Annotated in this window: 15 protein-coding genes; 7 read left to right on the top strand and 8 right to left on the bottom strand. The window is 39.7% G+C overall.

What is annotated here, in order from left to right:
* Positions 1 to 53: 53 nt before the first annotated feature.
* From AC5YDM_RS12805 to AC5YDM_RS12830, 6 genes are all read right to left on the bottom strand, one after another.
* On the bottom strand, positions 54 to 1727 hold the full coding sequence (locus tag AC5YDM_RS12805) for a long-chain-fatty-acid--CoA ligase (protein ID WP_496152471.1): 1674 nt from the start codon (positions 1725 to 1727) through the stop codon (positions 54 to 56).
* A gap of 149 nt (positions 1728 to 1876) precedes the next feature.
* Entirely contained in the window at positions 1877 to 4096 is a 2220-nt protein-coding gene (parC, locus tag AC5YDM_RS12810; protein ID WP_496152472.1) for a DNA topoisomerase IV subunit A, read from the bottom strand.
* A gap of 184 nt (positions 4097 to 4280) precedes the next feature.
* On the bottom strand, positions 4281 to 5600 hold the full coding sequence (gene niaP / locus AC5YDM_RS12815) for a niacin transporter NiaP (protein WP_496152473.1): 1320 nt from the start codon (positions 5598 to 5600) through the stop codon (positions 4281 to 4283).
* Between the two features lie 167 nt (positions 5601 to 5767).
* A complete protein-coding gene (locus AC5YDM_RS12820) occupies positions 5768 to 6412 on the bottom strand; it encodes a trimeric intracellular cation channel family protein (RefSeq protein ID WP_496152474.1) in 645 nt (214 codons plus the stop codon).
* A gap of 60 nt (positions 6413 to 6472) precedes the next feature.
* Entirely contained in the window at positions 6473 to 6940 is a 468-nt protein-coding gene (locus AC5YDM_RS12825; RefSeq protein ID WP_496152475.1) for a YchJ family protein, read from the bottom strand.
* Between the two features lie 110 nt (positions 6941 to 7050).
* On the bottom strand, positions 7051 to 8631 hold the full coding sequence (locus AC5YDM_RS12830; protein ID WP_496152476.1) for a TerC family protein: 1581 nt from the start codon (positions 8629 to 8631) through the stop codon (positions 7051 to 7053).
* Between the two features lie 367 nt (positions 8632 to 8998).
* Between AC5YDM_RS12830 and AC5YDM_RS12835 the strand changes: the two genes are divergently transcribed.
* Positions 8999 to 9709, top strand: coding sequence for an LOG family protein (locus tag AC5YDM_RS12835; protein ID WP_496152477.1), 711 nt, complete (start codon positions 8999 to 9001; stop codon positions 9707 to 9709).
* Between the two features lie 88 nt (positions 9710 to 9797).
* On the opposite strand, the gene AC5YDM_RS12840 is transcribed toward AC5YDM_RS12835, so the two are convergent.
* Positions 9798 to 11618 carry a choice-of-anchor I family protein gene (locus AC5YDM_RS12840; protein ID WP_496152478.1) on the bottom strand — a complete coding sequence of 607 codons (1821 nt, stop codon included), beginning with the start codon at positions 11616 to 11618 and terminating at the stop codon, positions 9798 to 9800.
* Positions 11619 to 11778: 160 nt separating this feature from the next.
* Between AC5YDM_RS12840 and mdtD the strand changes: the two genes are divergently transcribed.
* From mdtD to AC5YDM_RS12870, 6 genes are all read left to right on the top strand, one after another.
* Entirely contained in the window at positions 11779 to 13170 is a 1392-nt protein-coding gene (gene mdtD, locus AC5YDM_RS12845; RefSeq protein ID WP_496152479.1) for a multidrug transporter subunit MdtD, read from the top strand.
* Between the two features lie 218 nt (positions 13171 to 13388).
* The gene (locus AC5YDM_RS12850) at positions 13389 to 14162 is read left to right on the top strand and encodes a glycoside hydrolase family 25 protein (protein ID WP_496152480.1); all 774 of its coding nucleotides are present in this window, start codon (positions 13389 to 13391) and stop codon (positions 14160 to 14162) included.
* Positions 14163 to 14290: 128 nt separating this feature from the next.
* A complete protein-coding gene (locus AC5YDM_RS12855; protein ID WP_496152481.1) occupies positions 14291 to 15292 on the top strand; it encodes an MBL fold metallo-hydrolase in 1002 nt (333 codons plus the stop codon).
* Between the two features lie 75 nt (positions 15293 to 15367).
* The gene (gene dinB / locus AC5YDM_RS12860; RefSeq protein WP_496152482.1) at positions 15368 to 16423 is read left to right on the top strand and encodes a DNA polymerase IV; all 1056 of its coding nucleotides are present in this window, start codon (positions 15368 to 15370) and stop codon (positions 16421 to 16423) included.
* Between the two features lie 277 nt (positions 16424 to 16700).
* Positions 16701 to 18002 carry a shikimate transporter gene (gene shiA / locus AC5YDM_RS12865; protein ID WP_496152483.1) on the top strand — a complete coding sequence of 434 codons (1302 nt, stop codon included), beginning with the start codon at positions 16701 to 16703 and terminating at the stop codon, positions 18000 to 18002.
* Between the two features lie 177 nt (positions 18003 to 18179).
* The gene (locus tag AC5YDM_RS12870; RefSeq protein ID WP_496152484.1) at positions 18180 to 18542 is read left to right on the top strand and encodes a RidA family protein; all 363 of its coding nucleotides are present in this window, start codon (positions 18180 to 18182) and stop codon (positions 18540 to 18542) included.
* Positions 18543 to 18672: 130 nt separating this feature from the next.
* On the opposite strand, the gene AC5YDM_RS12875 is transcribed toward AC5YDM_RS12870, so the two are convergent.
* Entirely contained in the window at positions 18673 to 19215 is a 543-nt protein-coding gene (locus AC5YDM_RS12875) for a DUF2726 domain-containing protein (protein ID WP_496152485.1), read from the bottom strand.
* Positions 19216 to 19542: the final 327 nt, after the last annotated feature.

The following is a 19542-nucleotide window of genomic DNA, read 5'->3' on the forward strand; positions in this document are numbered from 1 at the left end:
TGTTTATGCCATAAAAAAGCGCCCTAGGGCGCTTTTTGTGTCTCAAAATCAATTTATTTGCGTAAATCCTTACGTAAAATTTTACCCACATTCGATTTAGGTAATTCATCCAAAAATTCAACATAGCGTGGGCGTTTGTAGCCGGTTAAATTCTCTTTCGCATACGCAAGAACTTCTTCTGTCGTTAATGAAGGATCTTTCTTCACAACAAACAGTTTAGGCACTTCACCTGACTTCTCATCCGTTACACCAATTGCAGCCACTTCCAAGACTTTTGGATGTGTTGCAATGACTTCTTCAATTTCTGAAGGATAAACGTTAAAACCAGAAACCAAGATCATATCTTTTTTACGATCAACGATTTTGACATAACCACGGCTGTCCATCACACCGATATCACCGGTACGGAAATATCCATCAGCAGTCATGACTTTTGCAGTTTCATCAGGACGATTCCAATAACCCTTCATCACTTGAGGGCCACGAATCGAAATTTCGCCCTGCTCACCAAGTGCCAGATGATTACCATCATCATCTAAAATCGCAACATCTGTTAAAGGCAATGGAATACCAATCGTACCGCTGAATTCTTCAGATGCTGGTGGGTTTGCCGTTGCAATTGGAGAGGTCTCAGATAGACCATATCCTTCAATAATATTGGTACCCGTAATTTTTTTCCACGCAGCAGCAGTCGAAGGCAATACAGCCATACCACCACCCATCGCCATCACCAGTTTACTGTGATCAAGCTGTTGGAATTCTTCGTTATGTACCAAAGCATTAAACAACGTATTTACCGCAGGGAAGAAGCCCGGCTGATATTTACGAAGTTCTTTAATGACTGCTGGTAAATCACGCGGGTTTGGAATCAAGACATTGGCCTGACCTTTGTACATCCCGTAAAGTGCGCACACCATAAATGCAAAGATATGATAAAGCGGTAAGGCACAGAAAATACGGTCGTCTTTAGACCCATCAGCTTTACCAAATTTACTTTGGAAAATACCATCAGCTTGCAGCATGTTCGATACAAGGTTGCGATGCGTTAATTCTGCACCTTTAGACACCCCTGTTGTACCGCCTGTATATTGCAATACAGCCGTATCACTTAAAGAAATGCTTGGACGCTTATAGTTGCTTGCATTGGCTTTTGCCATCGCAGCATTGAATGTCACATGACCTGGAATGTTCCATGCAGGAATTTGCTTACGTACTTTACGCAATACAAAATTCACCAAAGTACCTTTAAGTGTACCAAGCATGTCGCCAACAGAAGCCACAATCACATGCTTCACTGGTGTTTTACCAATAATCGCTTGGTATACCGAAGCGAAGTTTTCAATAATAACCAAAGCTTCAGAGCCTGAGTCATTTAACTGATGTTCTAATTCACGTGCTGTATAAAGCGGGTTCACGTTCACAAGAACTAAACCTGCACGTAATACAGCAAGAGCAACGACTGGATACTGTAGAACGTTCGGCATCATCACAGCTACACGTGAACCTTTGGCTAGACCTAAGCCTTGTAGGTAAGCAGCAAATTGACGACTGGCAACATCAAGTTCATTGAACGACAATGTTTTATCCATAAAGATAAAAGCATCGCGCGAACCAAATTTCTGGAAATTACGTTCAAAAACATCAATAAGAGAAGTATTTTCCGGTGGCAATTCTACAGTTTCTGGAATCCCAGTCTTTTGGTATTCAGCGAACCAAATCTTTTCCATAATGCCCTATTCTCCAATTAGTAATCCTTGGTTTTAAACTGTTCTTTTCAATATTGAGCAAATTTATTCAATTTGTTTGTGCTCAATAATGCATCCATTTAATTAAATACGATTCATATATAACGTATTTTGATCAAGGGATGCTAGTTTTATCTTTGAATGAACAGTTTATTTGCTTTTTGATATCCGCGTGGTAAGAGCTGACCTTTGGTCGCACGTTTTGCCACATATTTTTGCAGATCATCGCCTTTCAATTTTAATTGTTGTTGTCCTGCAACCACCTGAATTGTTTCATTTAAATCAAGCGAAGTCATGGACAAAATTCGTTCACTTGTATCAAGTTGTATCAACTTATTGCCTTTACCTTTATTTAGCATTGGCAATTCTGACAGCTCAATTAACAACAAACGACCAGTACTACTCAGTACAGCCAAATGAGAATGACCACTTATCACGTCTAATGGCATCATTTCAGCACCATCAGCTAGGCTTAAGAAAGCTTTACCTGCTTTGGCATTGGTATCCAGCTGTTTGGCTTGGGTCTTAAAGCCGTAGCCTTTTGAACTCACCGCTAATATTTCAGCTTCATCATCTGCAATAAAAATTTGTTTAAAACCAACGCCACTCGCTGGTGACAGTTTTGAACTGAGCGGTTCACCCAAACCACGAGCCGAAGGTAATGCACTGATCGGCAATGCATAACTACGACCTGATTCATCCATCACATATACTTTCTGATTCGATTTACCTTGCGCATGGCTGAGGTATTTATCACCTGCACGGAAATTTGCATTTTCGGCATCAACGTCATGCCCTTTAGCACAACGAATCCAACCCGCATCTGACAAAATCACGGTCACAGGATCTGCAGGCATGAAGTCTTGTTCACTAATTGCAGATGCTTCAGCACGCTGGACAATTGGCGAACGGCGGTCGTCACCAAATTTTTTCGCATCATCTTTCAGTTCATTGATGATGAGATTTTTTAATGATTCAGGATTTGCCAATTGTTCACGAATAATCGCTGCTTTTGCCTCAAGCTCTTCTTGCTCACGGCGCATTTCCATTTCTTCAAGCTTTGCCAAATGACGAAGTTTGAGTTCTAAAATAGCTTCTGCCTGAATCTCATCGAGACCAAATCGTTCCATCAATACAGGTTTTGGTTGATCTTCTTCACGAATGATTTGGATCACTTCATCAATATTGAGGTAGGCTAAAATCAATCCGCCTAAAATATGTAAACGTTTTTCGATTTTATTTAAATGGTATTGAAGACGGCGAGTGACTGTAGATTTACGAATTTCAATCCATTCTAAAAGAATACGACGGATTGATTTAACTTGCGGACGACCATCTGCACCAATCATGTTCATGTTGACACGATAGCTCGACTCTAAATCAGTGGTCGCAAATAAATGGCTCATCACTGAATCGGCATCAATACGATTTGAACGTAGAACGATCACCAAACGCGTTGGATTTTTATGATCGGATTCATCACGAACATCGCTGACCAATGGCAGTTTTTTCGCTGTCATTTGATCCGCAATTTGACTGATAATTTTTGAACCTGAAACTTGATACGGCAAATCCGTAATCACGATTTCATTTTTTTCAATCGTGTAAACGGCACGCATACGATAACTGCCACGACCCGTGCTTTGAATCTTAAGCAACTCATCTGGTGGCGTGATAATTTCAGCTTTGGTTGGTAAATCAGGTGCAGGAATATATTCTGCAATCTTTTCATCATTTAAATTCGGATTGCGAATTAGTGCAATCGTCCCTTTAATGACTTCTCGTAGATTATGCGGTGGAATATCCGTTGCCATCCCGACCGCAATCCCTGTTGTACCATTCAAGAGAATATTCGGTACACGTGCAGGTAAATTGACAGGTTCTTTCATTGAACCATCAAAGTTATCTTGCCAATCACAAGTACCTTGACCGAGTTCTGATAGCAATACTTCACTATATTGAGATAACTTGGCTTCGGTATAACGCATTGCTGCGAAAGATTTTGGATCATCAGGCGACCCCCAGTTACCCTGTCCTTCAATAAAAGGATAGCGATAACTAAAAGGCTGAGCCATCAACACCATGGCTTCATAACAAGCAGAGTCACCGTGTGGATGGTATTTACCCAACACATCACCCACTGTACGTGCAGATTTTTTTGGTTTACCACTGTGTTTTAAACCCAGTTCACTCATCGCATACACAATACGGCGCTGAACAGGTTTTAAACCATCACTAATATGTGGCAATGCACGATCCATAATGACGTACATTGCGTAATTAAGATAAGCTTGTTCGGTAAATTCTGCTACAGAACGATTCTCTGTCGCTTGATGCGCAAGGCTTGTCATAAAACCTTTCGTCCTTATTCAATATTTCTTGTGTCTAAGTGGTTATGCTAAGTCGCAGGATGCTCCCGCACAAGGGTGTGGAGCAATACACTGCGACAATTTATGTCTTATGGTTTAAAAATCATCCAGTTCTCAGTATTGAGTTTGTAAAAACTGGATTTTCTACATTAAAACGATGAACCGATCACATACCAATCGACTCTAGGGTTTTGCCCTTGGTTTCTTCACCCAATACAATAATCACTGCAGCGACCGCCAAGAGCACAGCAGTAAACATCATAAATACATGACTAAAACCATTTTCAGCCACCATCATATGTGTCACAACTAAAGGCGCGACAATACCGCCTATTCGACCAATCGCAGCCGCCCAACCTGAACCAAAAGCACGAATATTGGTTGGATACTGCTCTGGCGTGTAGGTATATAACACACCCCATGCACCTAAGTTAAAGAACGACATTAGGCATCCCCAGAACATGATCATACCGACGGTCGTCGATTGACCAAAGAAGTAAGCAGCCACCGCACACATCGCAATAAAGCCTGCCAATGTCGGTTTTCGCCCGAGTTTCTCAACCAACCATGCTGCCACAATATACCCTGGTAATTGTGCCAAAATCATGACCAAAACATATTCAAACGATTGAACGATGGTATAGCCTTCTTTGACCAACAAACTTGGTAACCATGTAAAAATACCGTAGTAGGAATACACGATCCCAAACCAGATCAACCAAAGCATCAAGCTTCTTCGCGCAAAACCACCTGTCCATAACTGACGGAATGAAATATTGTTTTGACTGGAAACAGGTTTAACCTCAATTGTTTCAATCACTTCAACACCACATTGGCGTTCAAGCTTTTGCACTAAAGCATGCGCTTCTTCAATCCGGCCACGATTGATCAAATAAGGTACAGACTCTGGAACTTTCTTTAAAATAACAAATACATACAGCGCTGGCAAACCACCAATCAAAAATGCTACATGCCAATCAAAAGATGGAATCACAAAATAGGAAACTAAGGCAGCAATGAGCCAACCCAAGCCCCAAAAACTTTCCAATAAAACAATAAAGCGACCACGCACATGCGCAGGAATATATTCACTCACCAACGTGACCGCAACAGGCAACTGACCACCAAGTCCTAAACCAACAATAAATCTGAATACCAGTAACCAGGTTAGATTCGGAGCAAATGCACAGGCTGCTGTAGCGATACTGTAAATCACCAGCGTCGAAGCAAAAACGGCTTTACGCCCAATTCGATCTGCCAACGCTCCTGAACAGACAGCACCAATGGCCATCCCCACAAAACCAATCGATACGACCCACCCCTTTTCCGTGGGTGTCATTGACCAGTCTTCTGCCATTTTTGCCAGAATAAAGGAGATCAGTCCTGTATCCATGGCATCAAACATCCAGCCTAAACCAATCACCCATAGCAAGGTGTAATGAAATTTACCAACCGGTAGGCGTTGTACGCGTGAGATTAAGTCCATATCAAGGTCTCTGTATCGTGTGCTTTGCAAGTTCTAAAGGAAATGCTGTCTTCACAACAGGGATTATCATTATTGCTGTTTTTATATGTTGTACTGATCAAAATGACCGCACATTATGTCGGTCATTTTGCGGGTTTAAATGATTTTTTTCTAGTTTTAATTAAGCTTTAGCTTTCATCTTTAGATGAAGCTGAATGTTCATCATCATCTTTATAAATAAATTTCGGCATTTCTAAACCAAAGTAGATCGCAATACAGCGCAGTGAAAAACCAAAAATTAAGGTAGAAATAATGGTGATGTCTTGTGAGAAACCGACTTCGATGCATCCCCAATAAAAGATCACCGCAACAAATGAAATACTGGCATAAAGTTCACGACGGAATACTAAAGGTACATCATTACATAAAATATCACGTAAAATACCGCCTGAAACCCCTGTCAGCACACCTGCAACGGCACACACCACAAAGCCTTGTTCCATTTGAATGGCAATTTGGCAACCGATAATCGTGAATCCAATTAAACCGAGTGCATCAAGAAGAAGGAACACTGACCGTAAATGACGCATCCACTTTGCAATGAAGATGGTAAATAACGCTGCACAACAGGTTAAAACAAGATATTCAGGATGTTTCACCCACGTCAAAGGATAGTGTCCAAGCAATACATCTCGGACTGAACCACCACCCAAAGCAGTTACGCAGGCGATAATGATTACACCAAACCAATCCATACTACGCCGACCAGCAGACAAAGCTCCTGTCATGGCTTCTGCCGTAATTGCAATAATATAAATAACGGTAAGTAACATCGCCCTTCTTCCAATGAGGGTAATTGATGCGCAATATTCTATGTTAAATAAAAATAAATTCTACAAATATTGAGCACAACATTGCTTAAATTTTTTACTTGAACCACAAATACAGGCTTGTTTCATAGTGATTTGCTGATCTGTAGTCGGATCTAGAAAATACCAACGCTCTTCGAAGTAGACAAAGTGGGATACTTCATGATGAACCTGATTCGATTGACCATCGTGATAATGTGCTTTGAATTCGACGCGAGCATGATTTTTATCAACTTTCTCTTGAGCTTGAACGATTTCAAGTTTAAGCCATTGATTTGACTTTGCCCAATCGAGTATCGCCTGCTGATCTAAAGCCTGCTGTTGCCCCAGTGCTGTTGTGTTCACAATATAATCAGAATTATGCAGTGCAAATGCACTATAACGTGATCGCATAAGTTGCTCTGCTGTAACTGCTTTGGCTTCACCCACGTGTAAAGGTTGGCAACAGCTTACATAATTACCACGACCGCAGGGACAGACTTGATCAGACATCAGTGTTCCAAAAAAAAATAGTACTCGATTGAGTACTATTTTAACCATGCTTCATCTCAGGTGCGAATGAAATGCACACCTAAATGATGATTCGGCATCATCATTCAGTATTAGGATTCTGCATCCTCATTTGGAATGATATGAACTTTTTCAATTTTGTGTCCATCCATTGTGACTACTTCAAAGACATAGCCTTCAGCCTCAAACTTTTCACCATTCTGAGGTAAATGCCCAAGGTGAAATAAGATATATCCCGACAAAGTCGAATACTCTTCTGCTTCATCGACCAAATCTCGATTCAACAACAGTGAAATATGACGAATATCTGTCGAACCATCAATCAATAACGAGCCATCATCCAAACTTTCAGCAGCTGCATCTAGTTCAGTTTCATTTGGAAATTCACCTGCGATCGCTTCCAAAATATCAATGGGTGTGGCGATCCCTTCAATCGAGCCGTATTCATTCAATACAATCGCCATTTGCAAGGGTGCTTGACGAAGTTGTTCCATGACCATCAAAACTTGTGCATTTTCATGCACGATCACAGGTTCACGTAGATGCTTCTCAAAATTAAACTCACCTAGCTCAATATAATCATTCAAGACATTATGGGTTTGAACCACACCAGCAATGTTATCGAGTTCGCCATGTGCCAGAATCAGACGAGAATGCTTCATATGTAAGAGTTGTGTTTTGATCGATTCCATATCCTCATTCAAATCAATCCACTCAAGATCAGGTCGAGGTGTCATGACCGATTTTACAGGTCGCTCTGACAACCCCAACACGCCTTGTACCATCACACTTTGGTAAACTGCATTTTCATCGGAAAATATTTCTTCTGCCAATGCTTGAGTTGCCAATACATCTTCTGTTTGTTTATTTGAACCATCAGAAGAACTACTTTTCGCACCCAACATTCTCATCACAGCAGATGCTGTACGAAAACGTAAATCATTGGTCGATACTGTTTTTTCTTGATTACGGCGCATCAACTGATTGAGGAACTCGATCAGCACAGAGAAACCAATTGCAGCATATAAATAACTCTTCGGAATATGGAAGCCTAGACCTTCGACAATTAACGAGAAACCAATCATCATCAAGAAGCAAAGACATAAAATCACGACGGTGGGATGCTTATTCACAAAGTCCATCAACGCTTTGGATGACCAAAGCATGATTCCCACAGCAATAATCACGGCAATCATCATCACCGATAAGTCTTTCACCATACCGACTGCTGTAATCACACTGTCGAGTGAGAATACGGCATCTAAAACTACAATTTGAACGATGACCATCCAAAATACAGCGTGGACAGGATTCTCTTCTTTAACGACGGGTTTACTTTCCAAACGCTCATGTAACTCAAGTGTCCCTTTCATGAGCAAGAAAATCCCCCCGATGATCAAAATCAAATCTCGAACTGAGAATGGATGATCAAAAATGGAGAAGATTGGATTGGTCAGTGTGACAATCCATGCGATCGAGGCTAGTAAGATTAAGCGCATTCCTAGTGCAAGAAGAAGCCCGATGATCCTTGCTTTATCACGTTGTTCAGGTGGAAGCTTTTCCGCCAAAATCGCAATAAAGACCAGATTATCAATCCCTAAAACAATTTCTAATACAACCAGTGTTGCCAATCCTATCCATGCTGAGGGATCTGACATCCATTCAAAAATCATGATGCATGCTCCTGCATCACACTTTGAAATAGGCTAAATCGCCACATTTCGGCGCTATTTAGACTGATATTCAATATCAGATTATCTTTATTATGTATTTGTTGCTTATCAAAAGAATATTGTTGTTCGAGTTGACCGCGATCACTACTCATGGGGGTTCGTTGGTTGTAAAACACAACTTTAGTATAGAAAAGATTGCAGCAAATTTCAGTTTTTTTCACAAAGAGTGTTCAATTTTTTAAATTTTAGTGCTCACGATACAAAACATTGCAATTTTGTGGTTTTAAAACACCATCTTGTCACTGTTTTTGCTTACATTAATAAATGAAAAGTACGATGAAAATAGATAAAAGGTAGACAGTGATCAATGAATACATTATTTCCCAAATTTCAAAATAACCTAGAAAAAACTGAAAATACTCCTACTCCCGATGCATTAAATAAAAGTAAAAATATTGATATTCAACAGGCTCAAACTCAGCAAGAAAAGGTGCAAAAGGAAAAAGTTGCAACACAGAAACTGGTCGCACTTTATTGCGGTTCACGTTTTGGTAATAACCCAATCTATAAAGAAAAGGCAATTCAACTCTCTGAAAGCATTGCGCAAAAAGGCTTTGGCATTGTTTATGGTGGGGCAAGTATCGGGCTGATGGGACAAGTCGCAGATAGTGTGATTCATGCAGGCGGTGAAGTGGTTGGCGTTATTCCAGAATTCATGCTGGATTATGAGGTCGCACACAGCACATTGACTGAACTTCATGTCGTCAGAACCATGCACGAACGCAAAGCCATGATGGCTGAACGTGCCAGTGCTTTTGTTGCCTTACCGGGTGGTTTAGGTACTTTTGAGGAAATCTTGGAAATCGCAACCTGGGGACAGCTGAATCAACATCAAAAACCGATGCTGATCTACAATGTGAATGGGTTTTATAATGCTTTAATTGCTCAATTAGATCATGCGGTACAGGAAGGTTTTCTCCCACCACAGCATCGCGCTAAAATTATCGTATGTGATCATGCCCATCAGATTTTAAATGCGATTAAAAATCTCAATAGCCCTGAAAAATTTGTGGTTTAGAAACACATTTTCATTTTAAAAATCATTCCGATTAGAAAATAAAAAGAGCCTGATCGCTCTTTTTATTTTCTAGGATTCTATTCCAAGCCTATTTAAGTGTAACTTGATAAATTGCGGTAGAACCACTCACTTCATTTCCGACCACTAATAATGGTTGACCATTTGGGGAATCTTTTGCAGTAATAAAGACTAATCCTTCAGGGCCTAAATCACCTGCTAATCCTGCTTCAATTGCGTTAGTATCTGCTTTAAATTCACGTGAGTTAATATATTGTACAAAGATCGGTTTCGTTGGTGTTGAAACATCATACACCATCACCCCACCAACACGTTCTAAGCCAATAAATGCAAACGTTTTCTCACCAATCTGTCCAACAGTAACACCTTCAGGTTCTGGACCTTTGTTGTCACTGCGGTTATCTAAACCTGCTTCTTCGTGGTTAAAGTTAAAGATTTCAGGATGATTTTTGGCAATATGTTGTTCAAAATGATCACCTGAATCCCAAACTAAAACTAAACCATTTTGTTGTGCATTTTCAGTCCAAATACTCACCGAGCGTGAACCATAGCTATACAGATGGTCATAAACAAGATTGCCACGGGCATTGCGTTTTGGCGAGCCATCACTATTTTTTTGGTAGCCTTCAGTCCATGTGATATTTAAGCGACCTAAATTAAAATCTTCACGGCAATCACCGGCATCGGCTTCTTTTGCACCACAATAGGCAAAATTGCTTGGGTTAAGTTCTGCACCTTTGGCAAGTAAGCGTAAATGTGCAGGTAAATCATCACCTAAGCGACGATCAAAGCCAGCTTTATGTACGAGGTGTTTGACACGCCATTCTTCCACGAAACCTTTTTGAGTATTGCCTGTAAAGTAGTCTGCATCATCTTCGCCCCAAGCACGTGCATCACCTTCGTTGGCAGAAATAATGTAGGTTTTACCATTAACTTCATAACTTGAAATCGCATCAGGCATGTACAGACCTCTGACATTTGACCAAGTTTGAATATTAATCGCTCCAGCACCATTAGATCCATCTGCATCACTGACATCCATGCCATTGCCAACTGCGCCATGATCTTTAAAACCTAAAGGATAGATTGCAGTGACTTTGGCTTGTGCAATATCAATTTTAGCAAAGGCATTGTTTTCTTGTAATGCAGCCCATGCAGTTTTTCCGTCTTTAGATACAGTGATATATTCAGGCTCGAAATCTTGTGCCGCTGTGGCATTTGGCCCAAAGATACGTATACCTTTATTTCTTAATTGTTGTTCTTGGCCATTAAATGCTTTGAAATCTGCTGTTTTAACACTTGGGTGGTTAAGGTCTTGAATATTAATAATACTGATCGAACCTTCAGGGTCGATTTGATAATCATTAGATGGCTCCGCTTCGTTAGCCACCAACACGGTTTTACCATCAGGGGTAAAGGTAAGCATGTCAGGTAATGCCCCGACATCTACATGACTGATATATTTTAAATCATTCGCTTGATAGAAGCCGACATAGCCTGTATCCGTTTTTTTGGCAGCTTGAATTGCAATGGCAACGATACCATTTTGTACAGCAACGCTATTCCCTTCAGCACCTAACGCAATGTTATCGACTTTAATTTCATTTATTTTTTTAGGATGAGTTGGATCACTTAAATCTAAAACATCTAAAGTGCCTTGTTCAGCATTTACAATAAATGCACGTTTACTCTTTGCATCATAAGCAGGGATTTCAGCCGCACTTTTACCAAATATGCCCGTATTAAATGCTCCAATTTTTTTTAAACTTATCGTGTTTGGAGTCAGCTCCTGTGACGCTTCTGAATCATTTTTTGAATCATTGCTCTCATTACAAGCAACTAACCCCAATGTACACAATGAAAGAACAACTGCTTTTAATTTAATTTTCATTAGAAATGATCAGGTTATTAGATGCGACTAATATATGACCAGCTTATTTCAAAACAGTGACTGTTGGATTTCAGTTTTGTGGCAATATAAGTCAATTCAATAAATCTATATGCTGATTTCAACAATCACCCTACTCTCATGCTGAGCCAATAAGCTAGATATGAATAACACGCCAACCCACCAAGCATTACAGCCAGGATTTCGATTACTGGTTTTTCTTGTTGCAATTGGTTTTTTCATGCAAGGGCTTGATACCACCATCATTAATACTGCAATTCCAGCAATTGCTCATAGTCTAAATGAAGACCCTTTAAGTATGCATAGTGTGGTGGTTGCCTATGTTCTTTCAGTCGCTGCCTGTATTCCTCTAAGTGGATGGTTGGCGGATCGTTTTGGTGTTCGTAATACCTTCTTTGCTGCAATTGTGATTTTCACCTTTGCCTCACTCGGTTGTGCATTTTCGAGCAGTCTGAATGAACTTTTGACATATCGTGTCATTCAAGGGATTGGCGGAGCATTCTTATTGCCTGTAGGGCGTTTGGCAATGCTCAAAATTATTCCACGTACCCAATTTCTTGCAGCCATGAGTTTAATGAGTCTTGCAGGTTTAATTGGTCCACTGATTGGTCCAACCTTAGGCGGTTGGATGGTTGAATATATGACCTGGCATTGGATATTTTTAATTAATATTCCGATGGGCGTACTGGGCGTATTTGTAACTTTCAAAGCGATGCCCAATGTCAAAGAAACAACGGTTAAAAAGTTTGATTTCAGCGGATTCATACTCTTAGTATTCGCTATGGTGGGGCTATCTCTCGGGATTGAAAATCTCGCCAATAAACAAAGTGCAGCATGGGTAAGTATCGCCTTGATCATCACAGGTGTAGTCGCGACATTGATTTATGCCTTTCATGCGATTACCCATCAAAATGCATTATTTAGAGCATCACTTTTTAAAAATCGCATTTTCACCATTGGAATTTTAGGCAATTTTTTTGCGCGTTTTGGTGGCAATGCCTTACCTTTTCTTCTTCCTCTAATGCTACAAGTCGCGTTTGGTTTCGATCCATTCATTACTGGCTTACTAATGATCCCGACAGTATTGGGTTCTTTGGCATCTAAACCGATTATTCGCCCTCTGATTCAACGCTTTGGCTATCGTCAGGTGCTATTGATCAATACTTTATTGGTCGGCGTATTTATCGCCAGTTTTGCACTGCATACCGCAGACACACCGACATGGTTTCGTTTAATTCACTTCTTTATTTTTGGTGTACTCAATTCTCTACAATTTGTTTCCATGAATACACTCACGCTGAAAGACTTATCTCAGCAGAATGCCAGTAGTGGTAATAGTTTCTTGTCTATGATCATGATGCTTTCGATGAGTCTAGGCGTGGCTTTAGCAGGAACATTGGTGAATGTATTTACACAGCATTTAGGTACTGCGCATACATTACAGGCCTTCAATTACACCCTATTATGTTTGGCGAGTATCAACATCATTGCTGCGCTGATTTTCTGGCAAATACCTAAAAACACGCCTATTTAATCAGATCCTAAGGAAAGAGATTTAACCAAATTTCAGCTTGAGAATCCTCAGTTCTATTCTATTTGAATCAAAATCACTGCATTGATGGTTTTTAGCTGAGTACTTCATTAGACGCGGAGCTTTTAGTTCATTTCAAAACTTTCAAATAAAGTTCTGAACATAGTTTCTAAATGCAGATCACGTTATGATAAAGCCTCATCGAATCTAAAAAGATCTTCATGGCTAAAAAAATCAAAAAGAAAGATCATCAAAAACTGTATTTTTTCGGCATTGGTCTAAGCGTTTGCAGTGCAATGGTGGCCGCTTTTCTTTTCTGGTTTTTCCCCCATCAGCCTGCAACAGCTCAAGAATATCCTATTAAAGGTTTTGACGTTTCCCATCACCAAAAAGACATTGAGTGGAATCGAATCTCTCCACAAGAGTTTAAATTTGTCTATTTAAAAGCCACAGAAGGTGGTGATTTTAAAGATCGTAAATTTCAAGAAAATTGGCTCAAAGCAAGAGAGCATGGATTTCTCGTCGGCGCTTATCACTTTTACCGACTTTGTCGTGATGGCAATATTCAGGCACAGAATTTTATAGACTCAGTACCTAAAAAACCTGATGCTTTGCCACCTGTGATTGATTTGGAGTATGAAGAAAACTGTATCAATCAATACACTAAAGAACAGTTACTTAAAGAGATTCAGGTGATGCATGATCGCCTACATCAGCATTATGGCAAGCAACCTATTTTCTATATTTCCAAAGCATTTTATAACATCGTACTTGTGGATCAATTTCAGAATACACCGCTATGGGTACGTGAATACAAAGGCAAGCCTTCACTCAAAAATGATCCTAAATGGCACTTTTGGCAACATACCAATCAAGGCTCAATTCAAGGTATTACGACCACTGTTGATCTGAATGTCTTCAACGGCGATGAATATGCATGGCAAATGTTTCTTGAGAAAAATCAGATTTACCCTATGCCAAAAGCAAAAAAATAAGGCACCTTAGTCATTAAAATTTAAATATGATCGCTCTAAAAATATGTTCTTATAAATATAGTCGCCATACTTTAAAAACCATCTTTGCAAAACATAATTAAAAATAAGTCATCTAAAAAGGAATGAAAATGACACTCAAAAAAGGCATCGTGGTCAGCTTGATCAGTATGTTCATCGTCCTGATTGCTGTGATCGTTTACTTGTTTCAACCCTCAGGCAAAGTCACTGATTTTCAAGCTTGGCAATCCAATGTCGATGCACCGCATCAAGGGCTAACGGTTCGATTTTTTGGAGTGTCCACACTGCTGTTTGATGATGGTCAGGATCAAATTCTGATCGATGGATTCTTTACTCGACCCGATTTATGGCATGTGCTCAGTTCCAAAATTTCAGGTGACTTTCCATTACTTGTTCAATTAAAACAACAATACGAACTACATCGAACTCAAGCGATCTTTGTGACACATAGTCATTATGATCATGCACTTGATATTCCTCATTTATCTGAATTATTACCACAAGCTAAAATTGTGGGATCTAGAACTACACTGAATATTGCACGAGCAAATAATGACATCGCTGAATCGCAGTTGATTCTGGCTCAGCCTAAACAAAGCATTCAGATTGGACAATTTAAAGTGACTCCGATTCCGTCAGCACATACCCCACCTACAGCTGTAAATGATGACTTAGGGAAAGAACTTACAGTTCCACTCCAGTTACCTGCCAAATTCTCAGCCTTTACGGAAGGCGGTAGTTTTGATTATTTGATTGAACACGGCGATCAAAAAATTTTGGTTAAAGCCAGTACAGGGTTTATTCCAAATCAATTGGATGGTTTGAAAGTGGATACGTTATTTTTAGGGATTGCGCAGCTCTCTAAACAAGATCAAAACTATCAAAATCACTATTTGGCTGAAAGCTTGCAAAAATTACAACCTAAAGTCGTTATTCCGATTCATTGGGACAATTTTTTTAAACCGCTGAATCAATCGTTGGAGTTTTTACCCAATTTCGCAGATCAATCGCCTCAAAGCTTAAGAAAATTGATCAATGCTGCTGAACAGCAAAACTCAAAAGTCGTGCTTTTGACACAACCTGTCGCATATCCTTTACAACAGCACGACTAGACCATAGCTAAATCAGTTTAGCTTCAACTTTTAAGTTAAAATCATCAAATCTGCGATACTTCGCGATAAAGGTTTATGAGAAAAATAATTCATATCGACATGGATGCATTTTATGCCTCTGTTGAACTTCGGGATCAACCTGAACTCAAGCATTTGCCTGTTGTGGTTTCATCGCATCATCCACGTGCTGTGATTTGTGCTGCATCTTACCCTGCCCGTGTTTTTGGTCTGCGTTCAGCCATGTCGATGAGCCAAGCTAAAAAGCGCTGTCCTCAGGTTGTTGTCATAGAACCGAACTTTCCCAAATACCAAGAGGTATCGCGTCAAATTCATGAAATTTTTCGGCAATATACCGATTTGATTGAACCATTATCCTTAGATGAAGCTTATTTGGATGTTACGCATAATTTCAAAGGCTTAGCCAGTGCAACAGAAGTGGCGATACAGATCCGTGCAGATATATTGTCAAAGACTGGATTAACCGCTTCGGCAGGTGTTGCTCCAAATAAATTCTTAGCCAAAGTGGCTTCGGACTGGAATAAACCCGACGGTATATTTGTGGTAAAACCCCATCAAATTCAACAATTCATCGAACATCTTGAGCTTAAAAAAATTCCAGGTGTGGGTAAAGTCACTCAAGAAAGACTTGAACGTCTGCAACTTAAAACGCTCGGTGATTTACAACAAGTTGAACAAAGTATGTTGATTCATCATTTCGGCAAATACGGAAAACAATTGTTTCTATATGCGCAAGGCATTGATGAACGTCCTGTCCAAGCAGAACGACAAAGACAACAGATTTCGAAAGAAACGACTTTTGATCAAGATCTAACATTGAAAGAATGTCAGATTCATTGGTCATCTTTAATCGAACGTGTTTGGGCAAATTTAGACAAGAAACAGCTTCAAGCCCGTGGTGTCACAGTGAAATTAAAGCTGAAAAATTTCCATGTATTACAACATAGTAAGAGCTTTAAACATCCGCTTAAATCTATGCAAGAACTTGAGCAAATCCTACAGCTGCTTTTATCTGAAATGTATGTCCCTGAACATGATCAATTTCGATTAATTGGCATCGGTGTTTATCAATTAACTGATTCAACAGAACAGGCACAGTTAGACTTGTGGTAACCCATTTAGATGTTACAAGTGGCGGTGCTTCTTTTTTATAATGCTTTTTATAAACAGCATACATGGCTGAAATTTCATCAAAAGAATAAAATTAGACCAAATATTAATAGCAAATCTATTTTTTTAGGGTAATCTAATTCCCGCTATACATTACCCATGTATCAGCTGAGATGCTAAAAAATACCTTAAATTTTAGCATTCAAGTCCTGTGATTGGCGTGACGATCAATCCGAATATTACAGGGCCCTCTGTTATACCTCATGGGCTCTCTCTTTGTATGCAAACTGCACCTTCTGTTTCTGATCTTCAAGAACAACGTGCCCGTAAAGCTGCGCTCAGTAGTTTTGTTGGTGCTGTCGTCGACTGGTACGACTTTTTACTTTATGGCATTGTTGCCGCACTCATTTTTAAAGACCAATTTTTTCCAAGTATTGACCCAACGATGGGCACACTCGCTGCGCTCGCAACTTTTGGTGTCGGATTCTTATTCCGTCCATTAGGCGGTGTGGTATTCGGTCATTTTGGTGATCGTATCGGTCGAAAAAAAATGCTGGTACTGACTGTTTTGCTCATGGGCATTGCAACGGTTGGCATAGGCTTACTTCCTAATTTCGAATCCATTGGTTGGTGGGCACCTGTCCTACTGGTCACCCTTCGTGCTATACAAGGTTTTGCCGTAGGTGGTGAATGGGGTGGCGCAGCACTGATGGCTGTGGAAAATGCCCCAAAAGGAAAAAAAGCCTTTTACAGTAGCGGTGTTCAAATTGGTTACGGTGTCGGATTAGTCCTTGCTACGGGTTCTGTTTCCCTAGTACTTATGACCTTTGGTGAACAAGCTTTTGCTGACTGGGCATGGCGTATTCCATTTATTGCCAGTGCTGTTTTACTCTTCGCAGCTTTTTGGATTCGTCGTGATCAAGATGAATCACAAGAATTTGTAGAAAAAGTAATTGAAGCGGATGAAAAACCGAAAAAGCTTCCCATCCTTCAAGCGATTACTCAAAATCCAAAAGCATTTTTTTATATTATTGCACTACGTTTCGCAGAACTTTTGACCATGTATTTGGTCACGAATTTTGCACTGAATTATTCCACCAATAATTTGGGAATGGATAAACAGTTCTTTCTGAATATTGCCCTGATGGTCGGTGCAATCAGTTGCTTTAGTATCCCATTATTTGCATGGATTTCCGATAAAATCACCCATAAGAGTATGTGTGTGGTCGGTGGTCTGATTGGCGCAATGTCTGCTTACCCATTCTTTATGGCTTTAGATGCTCAAAATACATGGCTCATTGTGATCTTCGCGATCTTATTAGCGAATGTGGCACATGACATGGTCGTTGCAGTCCATCAACCCATTTTTACCTCACTGTTTGGTACGGAATACCGTTACAGCGGTGCTGGGGTGGGTTATCAAGTCGCGAGTATCATTGGCGGTGGCTTTACACCAATGATCGCTGCAGCATTGGTGATTTGGGGTGATGGTTCATGGCAATACGTTGCACTTTATCTTGTTCTTGGTTGTTTTATTACGGCACTTGTGGCAGCAACTATGCCAGATACCACCAAAGAATAAATATCTAAGTGCATCAAGAAAAAGAGAAGGCTTATTATGACCTTCTCTTTTTTATGCAAAGTCAGATCAAAATTCTATTTGAAAATGAAATTTTCATCACTTCAAAATAGCACTGCTTTGCATAATTGAATCGTTCACGTAAACTCAAATGATCTAGAAATAAACAAGAGAAATGACATGGCTGTACAACGTCTTCACGTCGCAAAACGCTTTTCAGAAATTGCCATTTCAGGAAGTTTAGTCCATCTTGCAGGTCAATTGGCTTCAGATTTTAGTTTAGATATTAAAGGTCAGACGCAACAAACCTTTGATATTATCGATCAGTTTTTAGCAGATGCAGGAACAGATAAAAGCCACATCATGTCTGTCACTATCTATTTAAAAGATATTGAAAAAGACTATGCTGCATTTAATGAAGTTTGGGATGCATGGGTTGCAGATATCGAAGCCCTTCCACGCACCTGTGTCGAAGCTAAACTGTATGACCCGAATGTATTAGTCGAACTGACTGTTGTTGCAGTGAAACCCGACACACAATAAAAAAGCATTTCAAATTAAAGATTTGATTTGTTTTAATAAAGTTTATTTATAAAAAATGCATGTATCAACATGCATTTTTTGTATTCATCCAATGACCTATTCATCAAGCTCGGATCTTAACTCATATTAACTAACCGTAGATGCGTGCTTTAGCCAATTCTGTAGATGAATACATTTCAAACTTCCCCAATTCAGGCACATTGACTGTAGGCTGATGTTGCATTTCAACAATTTCAGTCAAAAAATCTTCTCGTAATTGCTGATATTCAGGTACATGCTCATATCGAATCAATCGATACCCTGCTGCTTCCAATAAAGCATCTTGCTGTATAGTTGAGTGATTACGCCTTGATAAATGTGCATCCCCCAACGCAATCACAGCCACCACACGACACTCTCGATCCAACACCACAAAATCTGCAAACATGCTGGCATATTTACGTCGTGTGCGTGGGAATTTAGTGGTTAATAGTGCATCAAATGAAACGTGAGCAAATACATTTGCTTCAGGTAAAATTTCTTTAATCCGAGCAAATGTCATTTGCTCGTCCGCATTAAATACAGCTCTCTGTCTTAAGATACTGTCCGATGGTTGCTTAGCTTTTAATCCGTTATAAGCAACGATCATCACGATGGTGAGTGCGATCACACTCACAACAATCATCATGTCCATTGTTTCAATCCTTATGCATATTTTTATAATTCATTGTTGTTGTGCGCTTTATTTTTGATAAAACGCTTTATTGACCACACATTGAATCCATTCAACGCTGTTACTACATTTTAGAATGGCGTTCTCGAACACCAGTCTTGTTTTTGGTTATTTAAATTTTTCTGTTATAAAATTTGTATTTAAGCCAATGAAGCGATCTCTCTCATTCAATACATTTACAAAGATTTAAGCGTAAATCCAGTCAATAAACTCACTATCGAGCTCCTGTATTAAATCCTAAAGATCTTCAAAACTGACTCACTTTACCGTTAAAAATAAAAGAAATAT

Source organism: Acinetobacter sp. CY81 (genome assembly GCF_059515925.1).

Coding starts and splice junctions, on each gene's coding strand:
- AC5YDM_RS12805 (WP_496152471.1), bottom strand. CDS start 1,727: ATGGAAAAGATTTGGTTCGCTGAATACCAAAAGACTGGGATTCCAGAA.
- parC (WP_496152472.1), bottom strand. CDS start 4,096: ATGACAAGCCTTGCGCATCAAGCGACAGAGAATCGTTCTGTAGCAGAA.
- niaP (WP_496152473.1), bottom strand. CDS start 5,600: ATGGACTTAATCTCACGCGTACAACGCCTACCGGTTGGTAAATTTCAT.
- AC5YDM_RS12820 (WP_496152474.1), bottom strand. CDS start 6,412: ATGTTACTTACCGTTATTTATATTATTGCAATTACGGCAGAAGCCATG.
- AC5YDM_RS12825 (WP_496152475.1), bottom strand. CDS start 6,940: ATGTCTGATCAAGTCTGTCCCTGCGGTCGTGGTAATTATGTAAGCTGT.
- AC5YDM_RS12830 (WP_496152476.1), bottom strand. CDS start 8,631: ATGATTTTTGAATGGATGTCAGATCCCTCAGCATGGATAGGATTGGCA.
- AC5YDM_RS12835 (WP_496152477.1), top strand. CDS start 8,999: ATGAATACATTATTTCCCAAATTTCAAAATAACCTAGAAAAAACTGAA.
- AC5YDM_RS12840 (WP_496152478.1), bottom strand. CDS start 11,618: ATGAAAATTAAATTAAAAGCAGTTGTTCTTTCATTGTGTACATTGGGG.
- mdtD (WP_496152479.1), top strand. CDS start 11,779: ATGAATAACACGCCAACCCACCAAGCATTACAGCCAGGATTTCGATTA.
- AC5YDM_RS12850 (WP_496152480.1), top strand. CDS start 13,389: ATGGCTAAAAAAATCAAAAAGAAAGATCATCAAAAACTGTATTTTTTC.
- AC5YDM_RS12855 (WP_496152481.1), top strand. CDS start 14,291: ATGACACTCAAAAAAGGCATCGTGGTCAGCTTGATCAGTATGTTCATC.
- dinB (WP_496152482.1), top strand. CDS start 15,368: ATGAGAAAAATAATTCATATCGACATGGATGCATTTTATGCCTCTGTT.
- shiA (WP_496152483.1), top strand. CDS start 16,701: ATGCAAACTGCACCTTCTGTTTCTGATCTTCAAGAACAACGTGCCCGT.
- AC5YDM_RS12870 (WP_496152484.1), top strand. CDS start 18,180: ATGGCTGTACAACGTCTTCACGTCGCAAAACGCTTTTCAGAAATTGCC.
- AC5YDM_RS12875 (WP_496152485.1), bottom strand. CDS start 19,215: ATGGACATGATGATTGTTGTGAGTGTGATCGCACTCACCATCGTGATG.